Consider the following 18,451-nt stretch of genomic DNA (forward strand, 5'->3'; position numbering starts at 1 on the left):
CTGCTGTGTTCAAACGAGTCCTGACCTGTGCCGCTGCCGCCGGCCTGGCCGCTATCCTGGCGGCAACTGCCGCCGGCCCCGCCTCCGCCGCCGGCCCGAAGGACGCCGACCGGGACGGCATCCCGACGAGCTGGGAAATCAAGTACAAGCTCAATCCCCGCAGCGCCAAGGATGCCCGCCTGGACTACGACCGGGACGGGCTGAACAACCTCCAGGAGTACAAGCACAAGGGCAACCCGCGCGACGAGGACACCGACAACGACGGCCAGGATGACGGGGATGAGCTGGCCACCCGCACGAAGGTCAACCGGGCCGACACCGACCGGGATGGCATCCTGGACGGCGACGAGGACCGCGACCGGGACGGCATCGCCAATGAGGACGAGGACGACGCCCGCGAAAAGTGCTCCGCGGACGACGACGACGTCGACCGCGACCACGTGGCGGACGAGGACGAGAACGAACTGAAGCTGAAGGTCGGCCGCGCGGATTCGGACCGGGACGGCATCAAGGACGGCGCCGAGGACGCCGACCGGGACGGCCGGACGAACGAGGACGAGGACGACAACGCCAAGGACCGCTGCCGGCACGACCGGGACCACGACGAGCGGGACGACGAAGACGAGGACGACCTGTTCGGCACCATCGTTTCCTACGACCCGGCCACCGGGGCCCTGGTCATTTCCACCGCGGCCGGCCGGTCCGTGACCGTCACGGTGACCGACCGGACCGAAATCGAGCAGGAAAAGTCGGAGGATTCCGAGGGCCGGGAGCACGAAGATTCCGACGACGAGGATTCGGAGCATTCCCGCGACGGGGAAGACTCCGGCGATTCCCGTGACGAGGCCGGCGACGACGCCGGCACCGCGGCCTTGACGCCCGGACGCAAGGTCCTGGAACTGGAATTCAGCCGGAAGTCCGGACAGCTGAAGGAAATCGAGCTCGGCTAAGTCCCCTGCCGGGACCGGTCCGCGGTCCGCCGTGCCACCGGCGGGACCGCGGACCGCCGAGGCACCGCTTCCGGCCTAGAGCGTTTTCTCCCCGGCCTCGACGGCCAGCGGGAGCCGGTTGGCCGCGAACGGCTCGGGACAGGATGTATGCGCTGAGAAGGCGAACGGGTAGTCCAGCGTGCGGTTGAAGTCCAGGTGCACGGTGCCGTCCGGGGCCGGCGCGGCGGCGTCGAGGTAGCGCCAGGCCGGGGTGGTGCGCCCGTTGGTCCGGTCCCGGAACGGGATCCGCAGCCCGTCGGCGGAGGCCTCCACCGCCAGCCGGCAGGCGGTGCCGCGGTACCGGAAGCTGACCTCGCCGGCCGCGTGCAGGGTCAGCTCCACCTTCGGGTGGGCGGTGGGCACCCGTTCCGGGACCGGCGCGGCGAAGGAGGTGTAGTGGCCGCGGAGCACCCAATCCGGCGAGTAGTCGTAGGTGGGCACGCCGCTGAAATTCTGCTGCTGCACGGACCCTTCCTCGCGGGTGCGCACCAGGTAGCGGTGGTCCCGCCGCAGCAGTTCGACGACGACGTCGTGCTGGCCGCCGGTCCACTTCACCCACAGCGCCTGGCCTCGCTCGTCCAGAGCCTTGGTGAGTTCGCCGATGGCGTCCCGGCCGCCGTCGCAGAGCACGAACTCGTCCTCGTGCCGGGCCACCAGCGCGGCCCCGTGCTCGTCCGCGCTCCAGAGCCCGGGGACCTCGTCCACGGCGTCCGGTTCCGGTCCCAGGCGCTGGAAGGAGGTCAGGCTCAGCCAGCCGAAGTCCGCGGCCAGGGCGTCCTCGCGTGCCCGGCGCCAGGCGGACCAGTCGGCTTCGGCCGTGGTTACTTCATTCTCCAGGCTGGTCATGGCCCTCCCTTCCGGTGCCGCCGCCGTCGCCGTCGGCCACGGCAGCCTGCCACAAAGTCTGCTCCTGCCGCCCGAACAGGACAAGTCCCGCCGCAACGGTTAGCCTTGCGATTAGCGGCCTGCCGTTCCTCGCCCCGTGCGGAGCGGGAGCCTGGGCCGTTGGACTGCAATGTTGTTGGCACCTTCGACGGAAAGTTCCATGGAATATGCCTGCGGTGACCCCGGCCAAGGACCTTGATGCGCGGCTGCGCGCGGATGTGCGGCGCGTGAGCACCCTGCTGGGCGAATCGCTGGTGCGCCAGCAGGGACCGGAGCTGCTGTCGCTGGTGGAGCAGGTGCGCCTGCTGACCAAGGAATCCAAGGAAGCGGCCCGCGGCGGCGGCGAGGCAACCGGCCCCTGGACGGCGCGCGACGTCGCCGAGCAGGTGCGCGAGCTGCTGGCCGGGCTGCCCACCGGCCGGGCCACTGACCTGGTCCGCGCCTTCGCCTTCTACTTCCACCTGGCCAATGCTGCCGAGCAGGTGCACCGGGTCCGCGGGCTGCGGACCCGGCCGGAGGAGGACGGCTGGCTTGCCCGGGCGGTGCGGGAGATCGCCGGCCGGGCCGGGCCCCGGGTGCTGCAGGAGGTGGTGGACCGGCTGGATGTCCGCCCGGTCTTCACCGCGCATCCCACCGAGGCGTCCCGCCGCTCCGTGCTGGACAAGCTGCGCGCCCTCTCCGACGTGCTGGCGGCCGACACCGCCGAGGGCAGCGCGGCCCGGCGCCGGCAGGACCGGCGGCTGGCCGAGATCATCGACCAGATGTGGCAGACGGACGAACTGCGCCAGGTCCGCCCCACGCCGCTGGACGAGGCCCGCAATGCCGTCTACTACCTGGACAACATCCTCACCGACACTATGCCCGGACTGCTGGCGGAGCTGGCCGAAATCCTCGCCGGGGCCGGTGTCAGCCTGCCCGCAGCGGCGGCCCCGCTGCGGTTCGGCTCGTGGATCGGCGGGGACCGGGACGGCAACCCGAACGTCACCGCGGAAACCACGCGGGAAATCCTCAAGATCCAGAACCAGAGCGCGATGCGGATCTGCCTGGCGTGGGTGGACGAGCTGATCTCCATCCTGTCCAACTCCACCGCGCTGGCCGGTGCCAGCGAGGAACTGCTGGCCTCCATCCAGGCCGATGTGCAGAAGCTGCCCGGACTGGACCCGCGGGTCTTCGAGCTCAATGCCCAGGAGCCATACCGGCTGAAGCTGACCTGCATCAAGGCCAAGCTGATGAACACCTCGCGCCGGGTCCAGGCCGGCTCCCGGCACGAACCCGGCCGGGACTACGTATCCACCGGCGAGGTGCTGGCCGAGCTGGCGCTGGTGGAGCGCTCGCTGCGCTCGCACTCGGCGGGGCTGGCCGCCGACGGCGCGCTGGCCCGGGCCAGGCGGACGATTGCCGCCTGCGGCCTGAAGCTGGCCACGCTGGACATGCGCGAGCTGGCCGAGCGCCACCATGCCGTCCTGGCGGTGCTGATGGACCGGCTGGGCGAGCTGCCCGGGCCCTACCTCGGGCTTGGCCGCGCCGAGCGGTGCAGGGTGCTCTCCGCGGAGCTCGGGTCGCGGCGCCCGCTGGCGCCGTCGCCCCCGCCGCTGGACGCGGACTCGGAGCGGATCTTCGCGGTGTTCGGGGAAATCCAGCGGGCCCTGGACACCTACGGCTCCGACGTCGTGGAGTCCTACATCATCTCCATGACCCGCGGTGCCGACGACGTGCTGGCCGCCGCAGTGCTGGCCCGCGAAGCCGGGCTGCTGCGGCTGCACGGGCCGGAGCCCTACGCCCGGATCGGTTTCGCGCCGCTGCTGGAAACGATCCCGGAACTGCAGGGGGCCGGGGCGCTGCTGGACGAACTGCTGTCCGATCCGCACTACCGCCGGATCGTCCAGCTGCGCGGGAACCTGCAGGAGGTGATGCTCGGCTACTCGGATTCGAACAAGGAGGCTGGCGTGGTGACCAGCCTCTGGCAGATCCAGAAGGCCCAGCGCAGCCTGCGCGACACCGCGGCGCGGCACGGCGTGCGGCTGCGGCTGTTCCACGGCCGCGGCGGGTCCGTCGGCCGCGGCGGCGGGCCCACCTACGAGGCGATCATGGCGCACCCCAACGGGGTGCTCGACGGCGAAATCAAGTTCACCGAACAGGGCGAGGTGATCTCGGACAAGTACTCGCTGCCGGAGCTGGCGCGGGAGAACCTGGAACTGTCCCTGGCCGCCGTGATGCAGGCGTCGGCGCTGCACCGTACGCCGCGCTTCTCCGCGGACGAACTGGAGCGCTACGAAGCGGTGATGGACGTGGTCTCGGACGCCGCGTCCGCCAGCTACCGCCGCCTGATGGACCACCCGGACCTGCCCGGCTACTTCCTCGCCTCCACCCCGGTGGAGCAGCTCGGGGCGCTGAACATCGGCTCCCGTCCGGCCCACCGCCCGGGCACCGGGGACGGCCTCGCCGGGCTGCGGGCCATCCCCTGGGTGTTCGGCTGGACCCAGTCCCGGCAGATTGTCCCCGGCTGGTTCGGCGTCGGCTCCGGGCTTCGGGCCGCCCGCGAGGCCGGGCTGCAGGGTCAGCTGGAGGAGATGATCGGGCGCTGGAACTTCTTCCAGACGGTCGTTTCGAATGTCGAAATGACCCTGGCCAAGACGGATATGGACATTGCCGCCCATTACGTGGACACCCTGGTGCCACCCGAACTGCGGCACCTGTTCGGCACGATCCGCACCGAGTACGAGCTGACCGTGGCCGAGGTGCTCAGGCTCACCGGGGAGCAGGAGCTGCTGGAGAACCAGCCGGTGCTCAAACGCTCGCTGGAGGTCCGGGACCAGTACCTGGATCCGATCTCCTACATGCAGGTGGAACTGCTGCGCCGCTACCGGGCGGGCAAGGAAGCGGGGGATGGGGCCGGGAGCCTGGACGGCAGCCTGCAGCGCGCCATGCTGATCACGATCAACGGCGTCGCGGCGGGCCTGCGCAATACCGGCTAGCCTGTTACCGTGCCTTCCTACCGAGCCCAGCTGGGCATTGCCGGCCTGCGTCCGGGACACCGGCCCGAGCGCGTGATGGAAGCGGCGGTCGACGCGGTCGGCTCCGCCCATGTGGTGGAGGCGAACCAGCTGGACATCGTTGCTGGGACGCCGCGGATTGCGGTCCGGTTCACCGTCGATCCCACCGCCCGGGACATCGAGGACCGGCAGGCGCTGCAGGCGGCGGCGAACATGCGCCACGCCGTCGGCCAGGTGGCCGTCACCGGGCAACTGCAGGTGCTGCGGCGGGTGCGCGGGCGCTGGGAGCCGGTCGGCTGAGGAAGGTGCGCCGCGCTAGGACGCCACCGGGCGGCGGTGGCGCAGGTCCAGGTGCTCCTGGTGTTCGACATCGGAGCGGCGGGTCAGCCCGCACACCAGCACGAAGAACATGCCGAAGCCGGCTGCGATCGCCACCGGCGGGGACTGCGGCTCGCCCGCCCACCGGGCCACCATCAGCCAGGCCAGGCCCCAGCAGAGGGAGAGCGCCACGGACAGCCGGCCGCGTCCGGACAGGGCGGTGGCGGCGCCCGCGGCCGCGGCTGCGGCCACCGCCAGCACGGCCCAGATGGTCCGGTCCCCGAAGCCGATCCGCTGCACGGTCAGCCAGATGGCGGCGTTGGCCGCGGAGGCGAACAGGATCCAGCCCAGGTACAAACCCATCGGCGCGTCCACGAGCAGGCCGTCCGCCCGGGTTTCGTCCGGGTACCGGTTCAGCACGTGCACCGCGGCGGCCAGCACGGCCAGCAGCAGCAGGATGACGATCAGGGTCAGCCCGACCTGGCCCGCCTGGGCGGCATAGATCCAGCCGGCGTTGAGCAGCATGGCCGCCGCCGCCAGCCAGCCCATGCCCCGCTGCCGACGGCTGCGGCGCTGCGCGGGCCACCATTGGTACACGGTGTAGGCCAGCAGCCCCAGATAGATGGGTGCCCAGATCAGGAAGGCGCCGTATCCCGGCGAGAGCAGGGTGTAACCGGGAGCGAAGGCGCCGCCGGCGGCCTCGGCGATGGGGGCGGCGCCGCTCAGGCTCGAGCCGCGCACGGCGGTGTAGGCGCAGGCGGCCAGGGACAGGGTCACGGCGAGCTGGCGGGCCACATCGGCGGCCCCGCGCAGGCTCATGGCCAGACCTCCTCCAGATCGGTCTCGTCCCCGTCCTGCACGGGTTCGGTAGTTTTGGCCCGGTGCCGGTGCCGGTGCCGGTGCCGGTGCGCGAGCACGGCGGCAATCAGCGAACCGGCGGCGAGGCCGATCCCGGTGCCGAGCGCGAGGCTGGCCCAGAAGGGGAAACCGGTGGCCAGCCCTGTGGCCATGCCGAGGCCGACCTGCCAGGTGGCCCAGAGCGCGGACCCGGCGGCGGACAACGCGATGAACGGGCGGAACGGCACGGCGGCCAGGCCTGCCGCCGCCACGGAGGCGGTCCGGCCGCCGGGCACGAAGCGGGCGGCCAGCACGGCCGCGTAGGTGGATGAGGTACCGGCGCGGTGCAGGGCGGCATTGACTCCGCGGTCCAGCGCCCGGCCCCAGCGGAACCGCCCGAGCCAGGCGCTGATCCGGCGCTGGACGAGCAGGAACAGGATCAGGTCCCCGGCCCAGCTGCCCAGGAACGCGGTACCGTACACCAGGGGCAGGACCAACTGCCCGCCGGCCAGCAGCGTACCGCCGCCGATCACCGCGGCTTCGGACGGCGAGGCCGGCATCCCGGCATCGAGGATGACCAGCACGAAGGTCAGCGGGTAGTAGAACCACTGCCAGGGGCCGTCGGGCATCTCCACTTCTTAAATCTAGTCTCAACCACCGCCCCGTGGCAGACTCCGGTGCCATGGAAATCAGCATTCTGCAGGGCGACATCACCGTCCGGCCGGTGGACGCCGTCGTGAATGCCGCAAATTCGCGGCTGCTGGGCGGCGGCGGGGTGGATGGGGCCATCCACGCCGCGGCCGGGCCGGCGCTGCTGGCCGCCTGCCGGGACCTGCGCCGGACCACGCTGCCCGGCGGCCTGCCGGTGGGGCAGGCCGTGGCCACCGCCGGGTACCGGCTCCCGGCCCGGTGGATCATCCACACCGTGGGACCGAACCGCGGCGCCGGGCAGACGGATCCCGGACTGCTGGCCTCGGCGTTCCGGCAGAGCCTGCTGGTGGCCGAGGACCTCGGGGCCCGGACCGTCGCGTTCCCGGCGATCGGCGCGGGCATTTTCGGCTGGGACGCCGACACCGTGGCGCGCGTGGGGCTGGGCGAGACGCTGGGGCACGACGGCGGCGTGCAGCTGGTGGAGTTCGTGCTGTTCACGCCGCGGCTGGCCGAGGTGTTCCGGCGGGTCCATGCGGAATTGGCCCGCTGAACCGCCGGCCTGCACATTTTGGGCGGGATAGATGCTGTTTTCACCCGTGAAAACAGCATCTATCCCGCCCAAGTTTCAGGGTGGGGAGGGGAGGGGGGTGGGGCGGTTACGGTGCGGTGTGGGCAAGGCCTGCGGCGGCCCATTCGGAGAGTTCCAGCTGGCTGCGGTACTCGACCGGCTTACCGGAGAGAGGGTCGGTGAAGCGGATGCCGCGGGCCAGCAGCTGCAGCGGGCGGCCGAAGTCGTCCGGGGCCTGGTCCAGCAGCACCGGGTAGAACGGATCGTGCAGGATCCCGATCCCCAGCGACGCCATGTGCACGCGCAGCTGGTGGGTCTTGCCGGTATGCGGCTGCAGCCGGTACCGGCCTAGCCCGCCGCGGGAGTCCAGCAGCTCGATCCGGGTCTCGGTGTTCGGTTCCCCGGCCACGGTTTCGGCCAGCAGGTAGGTGCGGGACTTGACCATCCGGTTGCGCACCAGCAGCGGGTATTCGTGCTCCGGGTCCACCGGTGCCACGGCCTCGTAGTCCTTCTGCACCCGGCGCTTCTCGAACAGAACCTGGTACCGGCCCCGGGTCGCCGGATTGGTGGAGAAGAGCAGCACGCCGGCGGTGAGCCGGTCCAGCCGGTGCATCGGGATCAGGTCCGGGATATCCAGCTGGACGCGCAGCCGCACCAGGGCGGATTCGCTGATGTAGGTGCCGCCCGGCGTCGTGGGCAGGAAGTGCGGCTTGTCCACCACCAGGATGTTCTCGTCCTGGTGCAGGATGTTGATTTCCACCGGCAGCCGCTGCTCGGCCGGCAGCGTCCGGTAGTACCAGATGAAGGTGTGCTCGGACAGCGCGGTGCCGCGGTGCAGCCTGACCCCGCCCTGGCCGACGATCTCCCCGCGGTCGAAGCGCTCGCGGATGCCGTCCGGATCCACATGGCCCCAGCGGTGCAGCATGTAGTCCAGGGCAGTGGCCCACGGCCCGGCGGCGGGCAGGCGCAGCCGGGTGGCATTGACGCCGTCGCGCACGGGCAGGGGGGATTTCATCACCCATCAAGGGTACCCGGCCGTCCCGGCGGTCAGGCCCTGGCCGTGACCGACCAGACCGTCCGGGGCCGCTCCAGCCGCACCCCGTCGACAACCAGGTCCACCCGCTCGTTGAAGAAGCACAGCAGGTCGCGGATCTTGGGGATCTCCGGGATCGGCTCCGGGTAGCTCCAGGCCGCATCCCGCACGAAGACGTCCCCGGCCCGCAGCGACCAGTAACGGGCCAGCCCCTTGTAGGGACAGGCCGTGACCGTGTCGCTGGCTTCGAGCAGCTCGGTGCGCACGTCCTCGAACGGCAGGTAGTAGCGGACCGGCAGCCCGGTCTCGAAGAGCAGCAGCGGCCGGACACTGTCCGCGACCTGCTGCCCGCCGGCGAACACCTGGACCCGGCGGGAGCTGCGCAGGGTGTCCACGCGCTTGTGCGGATCCCGCGCATGCACCTGCACCCGCTCGTCCTCCTCGTACCACTCCAGCTGCTGCCAGGAAAAGGTGACATGGCCGGCCAGTGCGGCCAGCGGGCCGGTCGGAGCGGGATGCGACCACGCCGCGCCGCGGGCCTGCCTGCTGCCCGCCTGGACGGTCCAGGTCCGCCCGCCCTGGCGGCCGGCGGCCTCGTCGACGAGGGCCCCGGGGAGGACATCCTCCAGCGGCAGGAAGTAGGTGGGCAGTCCGTGGGCGTCGTACCGGACCAGCAGCAGCGCCCGGGTGCTGTCGGCAACCAGCCGGCCGTCCAGCCGCACCCGGATGCGCCGCGGCGTCGGCTCGACGAAGGGAACGGAGGTCTCCATGGCGGACACTCTACTCCGGCTCACCCCTTCCGGGCCGCGGGTGCAGCCCGGGGGCCGGCAGGGTGCTATGGCGCAGTTGCGAGCATCTCGGCGATCATCACCGCGGGACATTCGCAGCCGGTCCGGCGGGACATCCCTGGCGGGGGCCGGACGATCGATCCGCTGCTGGCCAATCCCTGGAGCAACCAATGGTTGCACATAAAGGAGGAATGCCCTACAGTCATATGCAACCAAAGGTTGCGAGAGGGCGGGAGAGTGGAATGGAATACGGCAGCATCGAGCGGACGATCCACATTGAAGCCGCGCCCGAGGTGGTCTACGAGGTCATCAGCAAGCCCGAACACCTGCGGCAGTGGTGGCCGGACGAAGCAGAGTTCGAGCCGGTGCCCGGCGCCGCCGGGGTCATCTCGTTCGGCGACCGGACGGCACCGGAGGCGCACGTCGTACCGCTTACGGTGGTGGAGGCCGACCCGCCGCGGCGGTTCTCCTTCCGGTGGGTGTACGACGAAGGTGAGGCCGCGACCTCGGCCAACTCGCTGCTGGTGACCTTCGAGCTGGTCCCGTCGGGCGCAGGCACGCTGCTGCGCTTCACCGAGGCGGGGTTCCGGGAGAAGGGCTGGGAGGCGGCCGTGCTCGAGGAGCAGTACCGCGAGCACGTCGCCGGCTGGGACTACTTCCTGCCTCGCCTCGTCACGTATGTCGCCGGGCTGGTGTCGACGCCATGAGCGTCACCATCGACGACGAGCTCTGGTCGGCGGTGGGGGACCCGACCCGGCGGCGGATGCTCGATCTGCTGTTGGCCGACAGCGGCGGCACGGCGACCACGCTGAGTGAGCAGCTGCCGGTCACACGGCAGGCGGTCGCCAAGCACCTCGGCGTGCTCGACCGGGTCGGTCTGGTCCACGCCACGCCGTCCGGACGCGAGCGTCTCTACGAGGTGGACGAGGCCCAGTTCGCCCGCGCGGTCGCACAACTGTCGTCGGTCGGGGCCGCCTGGGACGCCCGGCTGCACCGCATCAAGCGGATCGCCGAAGAAATCCAGCGCAGTCAGGAAGGCTGACGCCCCGCAAACGAATGCCGTCACATCCGCGGCGGCGCTGATGAACCGCGCCCGAACGCGGGCGCCTGCACAAGAAACCGGCACAAGAAGAAAGAGGTATCGAGATGGTGGACATCCTGCATCGGATCGGAGTCACGTCGTCTCCCGACGACGTCTACGCGGCCTTGACCACGGTCGATGGGCTGGCGGGCTGGTGGACGGAGGACGCGGAGGGCGACGGCAATGCCGGGGGAACACTTCGGTTCCGCTTCGGGCCCGGCGGGTTCGATATGAAGGTCCTGGAGGTTCGGCCCGCCGAGCTCGTGCTCTGGGAGGTCGTCGACGGTCCCGAGGAATGGATCGGCACGCAGGTCCGCTTCGAGCTCAAGCAGGAGGACGGCTTCACGATCGTGTTGTTCCGGCACGAAGGCTGGAAGGATCCGGTGGAATTCATGTACCACTGCAGCACCAAGTGGGCGACCTTCCTGATGAGCCTCAAGAAGCTGCTCGAAACCGGCAAGGGCGAGCCCGCGCCGCATGACGTCAAGATCAGCAACTGGCACTAGACCTTGAAGCGGATTTCAGGTTGCGGGCCCGGGCGGGCTCCGCGCGTCGGACCTTCCCACCACTCGCTTCGCTCGCGGCGGGCCCCTCGGTCCTAGCTGCAGCCGGTGATCCGGTACAGCCTCGCGTCCGGGCCCTGCTGGTCCACCAGCTCGAAACCCGCGGACCGGGTCAGGTGGTCCAGGCCGGCCACCTGGGCCGGCTTGTCCCAGCTCACTGACTGGTCGCCGAAGTCCAGGACGTACTGCACCTTGCGCTCGCGCACGATCGGGCAGATGGCCGGGTCCGTCTTCATCTCGTCCAGTTTCGCCACCAGCAGCTGGGCATCCGTCATCGGGGCGGTCTCGCCCGAGGGCAGCAGGGTCCGGATCCCGGTGTACGCGTAGGACAAGGCGGCGCCGGTGAGCGGATCCCCGATGGTCATCGCGCCGGCGGGCACCCGTTCCGGCAGCCGCTCGATCAGGGCCAGTTCGTCCGATGACAGCAGCGGCGAGGTCGGGGTGAACCGGTACTTGGCGGCCGCGACCTCCACCCCGCGGGTAACGGCAAAGAACGGCACCACCGCCAGGCTCACCGCCACCAACAGCGCCGTGGCCGCCGGCCGCAGCCAGGCCTGCGGCGTCCGATCCCGCTTGACCAGCCAGGCGCGGAAGAAGGACCGGGCCGTGCTGGCCAGCGCGGTGCCGCCGATGGCTGCGGTGAGGAGCCCGGCCGCGGGCAGCAGGCCGGCAATCCGGAAGAAATCGTTGTAGAAGACGCCGGTGACCCACCAGCGCAGTTCCGGGGCTTCCTTCCAGTTGCCCACCACAAAGAATGCCGCGGCGATCAGGTAGATGCCCAGCACCCAGCGGTTCCGCCGGGTGTTCAGCACAACGGCGGCCCCCACCACGGTGAGCACCGTGGGCAGGACGGCCATCGGCCGGTCGATCGCCCCGTGGGTGAAGACCTCCACCAGCGAGCGCAGCACCTCGCCGAGGTTGTCCCAGTTCCGGGTGGCGCTGCGGCCCGGGCGGATGAGCACCCAGGCCACCACGACGGCGGCCAGGTAACCGGCCGCCAGCAGGCCGGCCGTGCGGCGGCGCCGTGCCGCCTCGGGGCCGGACGCCAGCCGCCGGGCGCGGCGCGCGGCGGCGAGGACCATTGGGACGGACAGGGCCAGCAGGGCCATGACGGCGGCGGGATGGGACAGCGCCATCCCCGGCAGCACCGCGGCCAACGCCAGCGCGGCCGCCTCCGTGGACAGGGCCGCCGGAAGGCCCAGGCGCAGCAGTTGGATGACCAGGCCCAGGGCCACCGGCAGGATCGCCATGGAGAGCAGGAACGGGTAGACCACGCCGAATTCCAGCAGCAGGTAGGGGAAGGTGCTGTAGGCGGTGGCCAGCACCCCGGCCACCAGCAGCGACAGGGTCCGTTCGCCGGTGACCCGGCTGGCCAGGAACAGGCAGCCCAGCGGCCACAGGCAGGTGATGACGACCAGGTTCGTCGCGTTGATCGCGGCCGGGATGGAAACACCGGAGGCGAGCTGGACCAGCGAGACCAGATCGTGCCAGCCGGCCGGATAGAAGGCGGTGCCGCCGGCGGTGCCCAGATAGCCCAGGGTCAGGGACGAGGCCTTGCCGGTGTCGGCAATGTAGCGCAGCGCGTTGAGGTGGAAGATGTTGTCGTGGGACTGGGCGATGTTGCCCGGCGAGCCGAAGACGCCCAGCAGCACCACGCCCAGGAATACCGCCGGCACCGCCCACGCCAGCGCGATGGACCGCCAGGGCGCCGGCGGCGGAGCGGCCCGCGGATCGTGATGCACCCGGTAGCGCCAGCGGTGCAGCAGCAGCCGCCGGGCCAGTGCCAGCACGGCGGCGATGGCGGCGGTGACCGCCAGCAGCAGCGGCCAGGACCAGGACCATCCGGTGAACCCGCCCAGTTCGGCGGCGATCACGATGGCCGTGACGCCCAGCGGCCCGGCCACGGCCAGCAGGGTCAGCCGGCGCAGGCCCAGGATGGCGCCCCAGATGAGGCCGGGACCGTAGAGGAAGAGGACCGCCAGCACCAGGGCAGGAATGGTCGACACCCAGTCCAGCACCCAGCTCATTGTCCCCCCTGAGGAATATCAGAGACCATCATACGGTGGGGCCGGGCTGGCAGTGCGGGCAGTAGTACAGATCCCGCTGGTCCAGGTCGGTATTGCCCAGCAGGGTGTGCACCACCGGTCCGCCGCAGCGCCGGCAGGCCTGCCGGGCCCGCCCGTAGACCCAGTAGCCCCCGCCGCGGGGCACCGGGCCGCCGGTGGTGCTGCGCGCGCCGCGGTCCTTGTTCGCCTCCAGCAGCCTCTTCGACAGGCCGACCAGCCACGGCAGGTCCGGCACCTGGCCCACCGGGACGAGTGGATGCACCCCGGCCAGGAAACAGACCTCGCAGCGGTAGATGTTGCCGATGCCGGCCAGGTTGCGCTGGTCCAGCAGCGCCAGCCCCACCGGCCGGGCCGGATCCAGCCGGAGCCGGCGCAGCGCTTCGTCCTCGTCCCAGTCCGGGCCCAGCAGGTCCGGCCCAAGGTGTCCGACGACGTCATCCTCCTTCTCCCGCGGGACCACGTCCAGCAGCCCCAGCTGGAAGCCGACCGCTGTCGCCGCGGCGTTCTCCAGCACCACGCGGGCCTGGAAGCCGGGTTTGCGCCAGCGCTCGCCGGGCCGGTAGACCTGCCAGCTGCCCTCCATCTTCAGGTGCGAGTGGATGGTCAGGTCCCCGGTGCGGATCAGCAGGTGCTTGCCGCGGGAGACCGCCTCCTCCACGGTCCGGCCGGACAGGTCCAGGGTGGCGTAGCGGGGCACCCGGAAGTCGGTGCGCAGCAGTTGGCTGCCGGCCAGGGCCGCGTGCAGCCGCCGGGCGGTGCGCCAGACGGTATCGCCCTCAGGCACGGAACCGCAGCCCGCGCGGAGTGCCGTAGAAGCCGGCTCCGGCCAGCGCCCGGGCCAGCTCGGTGTCCAGCACCGGGGCGCCGTTGACCTTCTCCACCGCCATCTTGTCCGCGGCGCCGCGCCGGATCACCGCGACCAGCGCCTGCGCACACCGGGCCAGCACGTCGGGGTCCTCGGTGAAGGTCAGCAGCGTCTTGCCGCCGCGCTCCACGTACAGGGCCAGCTCCCCGTCCACCAGGATGACCAGGGCGCCGGCCTTGCGCCCGGGCCGGTGCCCGCCGTCGACGGCGGGCCAGGCCAGCGCGGCGCCGTACGGGTTGGCCGGGTCCGTGGCGGCCAGCGCGACGGCGGCCGGCGGGTTGGCCGCCTCCGGCTGCAGCTGGGGATCCTTGACGAACGAGCGCAGCCGGTCCACGGTGGCGGGCACGGCGAACTGGGCGGCGCCCAGATGCTCGATGAAGTAGCCTCGCCGGCAGCGGCCCATCTCTTCCAGCCGTGCCAGCACCTTGTACATCAGGGCGAAGCCGCCGGGCACGCCCTCGGCCCCGACCGCCCCGCGGGTCACCACGCCGTAGCGGTCCAGCAGCAGCTCCGCGGCGGCGTGGGCGCGGACGGTCGCGTCGGCCTCCGCCGCCGGCAGCAGGGACCAGCGCCCGCCGGCCAGCGGCGGGGCGCCGCGCGCGGGTGCCGCGCCGCCGCCGTCGTCGTGCCGCAGCCCCGCGCCGGAGGCAGCGCCGAGCCCGCGCAGCCGGCCTGCCCGGCGGAACCCGGCGGTCCGGGCCCGCGGGGTGGCCGGACGCTGCCGGTGCGCCGTGGTGCCGCCGGCGAGCAAGGCCCGGACCGGGGCGAAGGTGTCGTTGCCGATCCGACCGGCCCAGACCAGTTCCCAGAGCGCGGTGACCACCTCGGCATCAGGCGCCGGTGACCCGGCGGCGGCCAGCGCGTCGGCCAGTTGGCGGAAGAAATAGGCGCCGCCGGGCTGTCCCGTCGAGCCGCCGAGCGCGTTGAGCAGCTCGTACTGCAGCACGCTGGGCTCGAAGTCCGGCTGCGGGTTCAGTGTCAGGTCCGCCGTGTCGGCCAGGTGCAGGCTGATCCAGCCGTCGTTGCCCGGCAGCGAGCCGGCACCGGACCAGAGGACCTCGCCGGTGGCCATCAGCTCGTCCAGCATGGCCGGGCTGTAGTTGTCCACCCGCGAGGCCAGCACCAGCGGTTCCCAGGCCGAGGCCGGGATCGGCACGCCGGAGAGCTGGTCCACCACGGTGGCGATGCCGTCCAGCCCGCGCAGCCCGGCCCCGACATTCTGCCAGGCGGGCAGGAAGCGCCCGTAGGCCGCCGGCTCGACCGGCTCGACTTCCTTGCGCAGCGCGGCCAGCGACCGCCGCCGGATCCGGCGCAGCACCTCGACGTCGCACCACTCGTTCCCACCCGTCCCGGCTCCGGCGGGCCGGAATTCGCCTTCGACCACGCGGCCGTCGCGCTGCAGCCGCTCCAGTGCGACGGCGACGACGGCGGGGCCCAGGCCCAGCCGTGCGGCGCACTCGGCGGCGGTGAAGGGCCCGTGGGTGCGGGCATAGCGGCCGACCAGGTCCCCAAGCGGGTCCGCGACCGGTTCGATGAAGGCCAGCGGCACACCCACCGGCAGCGGGACGCCGAGGGCATCGCGCAGCCGGGCGGCGTCCTCCACCGCGGCCCAGCGCGGGCTGCCGGCGATGTGGACCTGCAGTGCGCGGTTGGCGTGGACAAGTTCGGCCAACAGCGGCTCGACGTCGGCCTCGGTGACGGGACCGGCCTCCGGTGCCTGCACCCGCTCGGCGACCTCCACCGTCGTCAGCGGCCCGAGCAGGCGCAGCAGGTCCGCGATGCCCTCGATCCCGCGCACTCTGCGGTCCTCGGTGAGCCGCTGCAGCTCGCGCTCGGTCTGCGCGATGACGCCCTCGTCCAGCAGTTCGCGCAGCTCGGCGCGGCCGAGCAGGTCGTTCAGCAGCGCCGGGTCCAGCGACAGCGCCGCCGCCCGGCGCTCGGCCAGCGGGGAATCGCCCTCGTAGAGGAAGGAGGCGACATAGCCGAAGAGCAGGGAGCGGGCGAAGGGCGAGGGCTGCGGCGTCGTCGTTTCCACCATCCGCAGCTCGCGGCGCTCGATCCGCCCGGCAATGTCCTTCAGCGCCGGCAGGTCGTAGACATCCTGCAGGCACTCGCGCACGGTTTCGAGCACGATCGGGAAGGTGGGGTACTTGCGTGCGACGTCCAGTAGCTGGGCCGAGCGCTGGCGCTGCTGCCACAGCGGGGTGCGTTTGGCCGGGTTCTGCCGCGGCAGCAGCAGCGCACGGGCGGCGCATTCGCGGAAGCGCGAGGCGAACAGCGCCGAGCCGCCCACCTCGGCGGTGACGATCGTGTCCAGTTCCTCCGGGTCGAACAGGAACAAATCCGCCCCGGGCGGCTCGTCCTCCATCATCGGCACCCGCAGCACGATGCCGTCGTCGGCCGCCATCGCCGAGCCGTCCAGCCCGTAGCGCTGCTGCAGCCGGGCGCCCACGGCCAGCGCCCAGGGGGCATGCACGGGCAGGCCGAACGGGCTGTGCAGCACCACGCGCCAGTCGCCGAGTTCGTCGTGGAAACGTTCGACGACGAGGGCCCGGTCGCTGGGGATCACGTCGGTGGCCTGGCGCTGCTCGGCCAGGTAGGCCAGCAGGTTCCCCGCGGCCCAGTCGTCCAGCCCGCTGCCCGCCAGCCGGTCCCGGGCCGTGTCCTCGGCCAGGCCGGAGACTTCCCGGACGAAGCTGCCCAGCGCCCGGCCCAGTTCCACCGGCCGGCCCAGCGAGTCCCCCTTCCAGAAGGGCAGCTTGCCGGGCTGGCCGAAGGCGGGGGAGACCAGCACCCGGTCATGGGTGATGTCCTCGATCCGCCAGCTGGTGGCGCCGAGCGCGAAGACGTCGCCGACCCGGGACTCGTAGACCATCTCCTCGTCCAGCTCGCCGACCCGGCGGCCGCCTTTGTTTTTCGCATCGTCGGAACCGACCAGGTAGACGCCGAAGAGCCCGCGGTCCGGGATGGTGCCGCCGGAGGTGACGGCCAGCCGCTGGGCACCGGGCCGGCCGGTCAGGGTGCCGGCGATCCGGTCCCAGACGATCCGCGGGCGCAGTTCGGCGAACTCGTCCGAGGGGTAGCGTCCGGCCAGCAGGTCCAGGGTGGCCTCGAAGGCCGAGCGCGGCAGCGTGGCGAAGGGCGCCGAGCGGCGGACGACGTCGAACCATTCCTCCACGTCGATGCTGCCCAGCGCGGTGGCGGCCACGGTCTGCTGGGCCAGGATGTCCAGCGGGTTGGCCGGGATGGACAGCGGCTCGATCCGCCCGGAGAGCATCCGTTCCACGGTGACGGCGGTGTTGACCAGGTCCTGGCGGTGCTTGGGGAACAGCACGCCGCGGGAGACCTCGCCCACCTGGTGCCCGGCCCGGCCCACCCGCTGCAGCCCGCTGGCCACCGACTGCGGGGATTCGACCTGGACCACCAGGTCCACGGCGCCCATGTCGATGCCCAGCTCCAGGCTGGAGGTGGCCACGACGCAGCGCAGCCGCCCGGTCTTCAGGTCGTCCTCGATCAGGGCCCGCTGGTCCTTGCTGACCGAGCCATGGTGGGCGCGGGCCAGCACGGGCTCGGCTCCTGCGCTGGAGCCGGCCTGGGCCATGATCTGGGCCGGTGGTCTGGCGGCCTTTGGTATGGCCGCCTTGGGGACGCCGGATCGGCCCTCGGCCGGCGGCAACGAACGTTCCTCGACTCCCAAAGCTCGCAAGCTCGCTTCGGGTCCCTCGTCGAGTCTCTTAGCGGCCGCGGACGGCCTTGCATTATTAAAGCCGCCTTCCCCGAGGTCCGGTCCGGTTTGCCAGGCGTCACCTGCCGCCGCCTGCCGTTCGGCCCAGATTTCGTTGAAGCGGGCGGTCAGCCGTTCGGCGAGCCGGCGGGAGTTGGCAAAGACGATGGTGGAGCGGTTCTCCGCGATCAGGTCCACGATCCGCTCCTCCACATGGGGCCAGATCGACGCCGGCTGCGGGTTCGGATCCAGTTCGTCCGCCGGCGGCGGGACCAGGGCGGTCATATCCTCCACCGGCACGGCCACGGTCAGGTCCCAGCTCTTGGCCGCCGGCGGCGCCACGATTTCCACCGGCGAGTTCCCGCCGAGGAACCGGGCCACGGTGTCCAGCGGTTCCACCGTGGCGGACAGCCCGATGCGCTGGGCGGGCCGGACCAGCAGCGCGTCCAGACGCTCCAGCGAGACGGCCAGGTGCGCCCCGCGCTTGGTCCCGGCCACGGCATGGACCTCGTCCAGGATCACCGTGTCCACGGCCGCCAAGGTCTCGCGCGCCTTGGAGGTCAGCATCAGGAACAGTGACTCCGGCGTCGTAATCAGGATGTCCGGCGGGTGGCTGAGCAGCTTCCGCCGCTCGGCGGCGGGGGTGTCCCCGGAGCGCACGCCCACGGTGACCGGCGGCGCGGGCAGTCCGAGGCGCTTGGCGGTCTGGGTGATGCCGATCAGCGGGGCGCGCAGGTTGCGTTCAACGTCGACCCCGAGGGCCTTCAGCGGGGAAATATAGAGCACCCGGGTCCCGCGCGATCCCTGCTTCGGCCGGGCCGGCAGTTCTTCGATGGGCAGTTCCGGGGCCTCGCCGGCGGCCTGCAGGAAGCCGTCCAGCGCCCACAGGAAGGCCGCCAGCGTCTTGCCGGAGCCGGTGGGGGCGACCACCAGGGCATGGGAGCCGTGCGAGATCGCCGTCCAGGCGCCGGCCTGGGCGGGGGTGGGCGCGCTGAAGGCACCGGCGAACCACTGCCGGGTGGCCGGGGAAAACCTCTCCAGGACGGCCAGGTCTGCTGCCTGCTGCGCGTTTGTTCCGATGTATCCGAGA

General features: G+C 71.8%; 15 protein-coding genes. 7 read left to right on the plus strand and 8 right to left on the minus strand.

The annotated features are described in order from the left end of the window. The first annotated feature begins 5 nt into the window (after positions 1-5). Complete coding sequence (locus LVY72_RS13075; protein ID WP_237821532.1) at positions 6-950, plus strand: hypothetical protein; 945 nt, start codon at positions 6-8, stop codon at positions 948-950. 75 nt (positions 951-1,025) lie between these two features. Here LVY72_RS13075 and LVY72_RS13080 read toward each other — a convergent pair whose 3' ends face one another. Beyond that, complete coding sequence (locus LVY72_RS13080) at positions 1,026-1,835, minus strand: DUF1684 domain-containing protein (protein WP_237821533.1); 810 nt, start codon at positions 1,833-1,835, stop codon at positions 1,026-1,028. A 206-nt stretch (positions 1,836-2,041) separates the two neighbouring features. Between LVY72_RS13080 and ppc the strand changes: the two genes are divergently transcribed. Beyond that, a complete protein-coding gene (ppc, locus tag LVY72_RS13085) occupies positions 2,042-4,849 on the plus strand; it encodes a phosphoenolpyruvate carboxylase (protein WP_237821535.1) in 2,808 nt (935 codons plus the stop codon). A 9-nt stretch (positions 4,850-4,858) separates the two neighbouring features. Then, positions 4,859-5,167 (plus strand): hypothetical protein, encoded by a 309-nt coding sequence (locus tag LVY72_RS13090; protein ID WP_237821537.1) that lies wholly within the window; start codon positions 4,859-4,861, stop codon positions 5,165-5,167. 15 nt (positions 5,168-5,182) lie between these two features. Here LVY72_RS13090 and LVY72_RS13095 read toward each other — a convergent pair whose 3' ends face one another. After that, on the minus strand, positions 5,183-6,004 hold the full coding sequence (locus tag LVY72_RS13095) for a TspO-related membrane protein (RefSeq protein WP_237821538.1): 822 nt from the start codon (positions 6,002-6,004) through the stop codon (positions 5,183-5,185). Next, positions 6,001-6,651 carry a DedA family protein gene (locus LVY72_RS13100; RefSeq protein WP_237821540.1) on the minus strand — a complete coding sequence of 217 codons (651 nt, stop codon included), beginning with the start codon at positions 6,649-6,651 and terminating at the stop codon, positions 6,001-6,003. The genes LVY72_RS13095 and LVY72_RS13100 overlap by 4 nt, the downstream gene beginning before the upstream one ends. Before the next feature lie 53 nt (positions 6,652-6,704). Between LVY72_RS13100 and LVY72_RS13105 the strand changes: the two genes are divergently transcribed. Beyond that, on the plus strand, positions 6,705-7,223 hold the full coding sequence (locus tag LVY72_RS13105) for an O-acetyl-ADP-ribose deacetylase (RefSeq protein ID WP_237821542.1): 519 nt from the start codon (positions 6,705-6,707) through the stop codon (positions 7,221-7,223). A gap of 106 nt (positions 7,224-7,329) precedes the next feature. On the opposite strand, the gene LVY72_RS13110 is transcribed toward LVY72_RS13105, so the two are convergent. Together LVY72_RS13110 and LVY72_RS13115 are read right to left on the minus strand one after the other, a co-directional pair. Next, positions 7,330-8,256 carry an RluA family pseudouridine synthase gene (locus tag LVY72_RS13110; protein WP_237821776.1) on the minus strand — a complete coding sequence of 309 codons (927 nt, stop codon included), beginning with the start codon at positions 8,254-8,256 and terminating at the stop codon, positions 7,330-7,332. 32 nt (positions 8,257-8,288) lie between these two features. Further along, entirely contained in the window at positions 8,289-9,044 is a 756-nt protein-coding gene (locus LVY72_RS13115; RefSeq protein WP_237821543.1) for a DUF427 domain-containing protein, read from the minus strand. Between the two features lie 260 nt (positions 9,045-9,304). Here LVY72_RS13115 and LVY72_RS13120 point away from each other — a divergent pair, with 260 nt between their 5' ends. The 3 genes from LVY72_RS13120 to LVY72_RS13130 all read left to right on the plus strand — a co-directional run bounded on the left by LVY72_RS13120 (position 9,305) and on the right by LVY72_RS13130 (position 10,649). Then, a complete protein-coding gene (locus LVY72_RS13120; RefSeq protein WP_237821545.1) occupies positions 9,305-9,769 on the plus strand; it encodes an SRPBCC family protein in 465 nt (154 codons plus the stop codon). After that, positions 9,766-10,104: an ArsR/SmtB family transcription factor gene (locus LVY72_RS13125; protein ID WP_237821547.1), complete on the plus strand. Its 339-nt coding sequence runs from the start codon at positions 9,766-9,768 to the stop codon at positions 10,102-10,104. The genes LVY72_RS13120 and LVY72_RS13125 overlap by 4 nt, the downstream gene beginning before the upstream one ends. A 104-nt stretch (positions 10,105-10,208) precedes the next feature. Next, the gene (locus tag LVY72_RS13130) at positions 10,209-10,649 is read left to right on the plus strand and encodes an SRPBCC family protein (protein WP_237821549.1); all 441 of its coding nucleotides are present in this window, start codon (positions 10,209-10,211) and stop codon (positions 10,647-10,649) included. A gap of 92 nt (positions 10,650-10,741) precedes the next feature. Here LVY72_RS13130 and LVY72_RS13135 read toward each other — a convergent pair whose 3' ends face one another. From LVY72_RS13135 to LVY72_RS13145, 3 genes are read right to left on the minus strand one after another with little or no spacing between them, the layout of a single operon-like run. Next, positions 10,742-12,733 (minus strand): DUF6541 family protein, encoded by a 1,992-nt coding sequence (locus LVY72_RS13135; protein WP_237821551.1) that lies wholly within the window; start codon positions 12,731-12,733, stop codon positions 10,742-10,744. 28 nt (positions 12,734-12,761) lie between these two features. After that, on the minus strand, positions 12,762-13,556 hold the full coding sequence (locus LVY72_RS13140) for a DNA-formamidopyrimidine glycosylase family protein (protein ID WP_237821553.1): 795 nt from the start codon (positions 13,554-13,556) through the stop codon (positions 12,762-12,764). Next, entirely contained in the window at positions 13,549-18,441 is a 4,893-nt protein-coding gene (locus LVY72_RS13145; protein WP_237821779.1) for an Lhr family helicase, read from the minus strand. Before LVY72_RS13145 ends, LVY72_RS13140 begins: the two co-directional genes overlap by 8 nt. Positions 18,442-18,451: the final 10 nt, after the last annotated feature.

This window comes from Arthrobacter hankyongi, assembly GCF_022012395.1.
Taxonomy (GTDB): domain Bacteria; phylum Actinomycetota; class Actinomycetes; order Actinomycetales; family Micrococcaceae; genus Crystallibacter; species Crystallibacter hankyongi.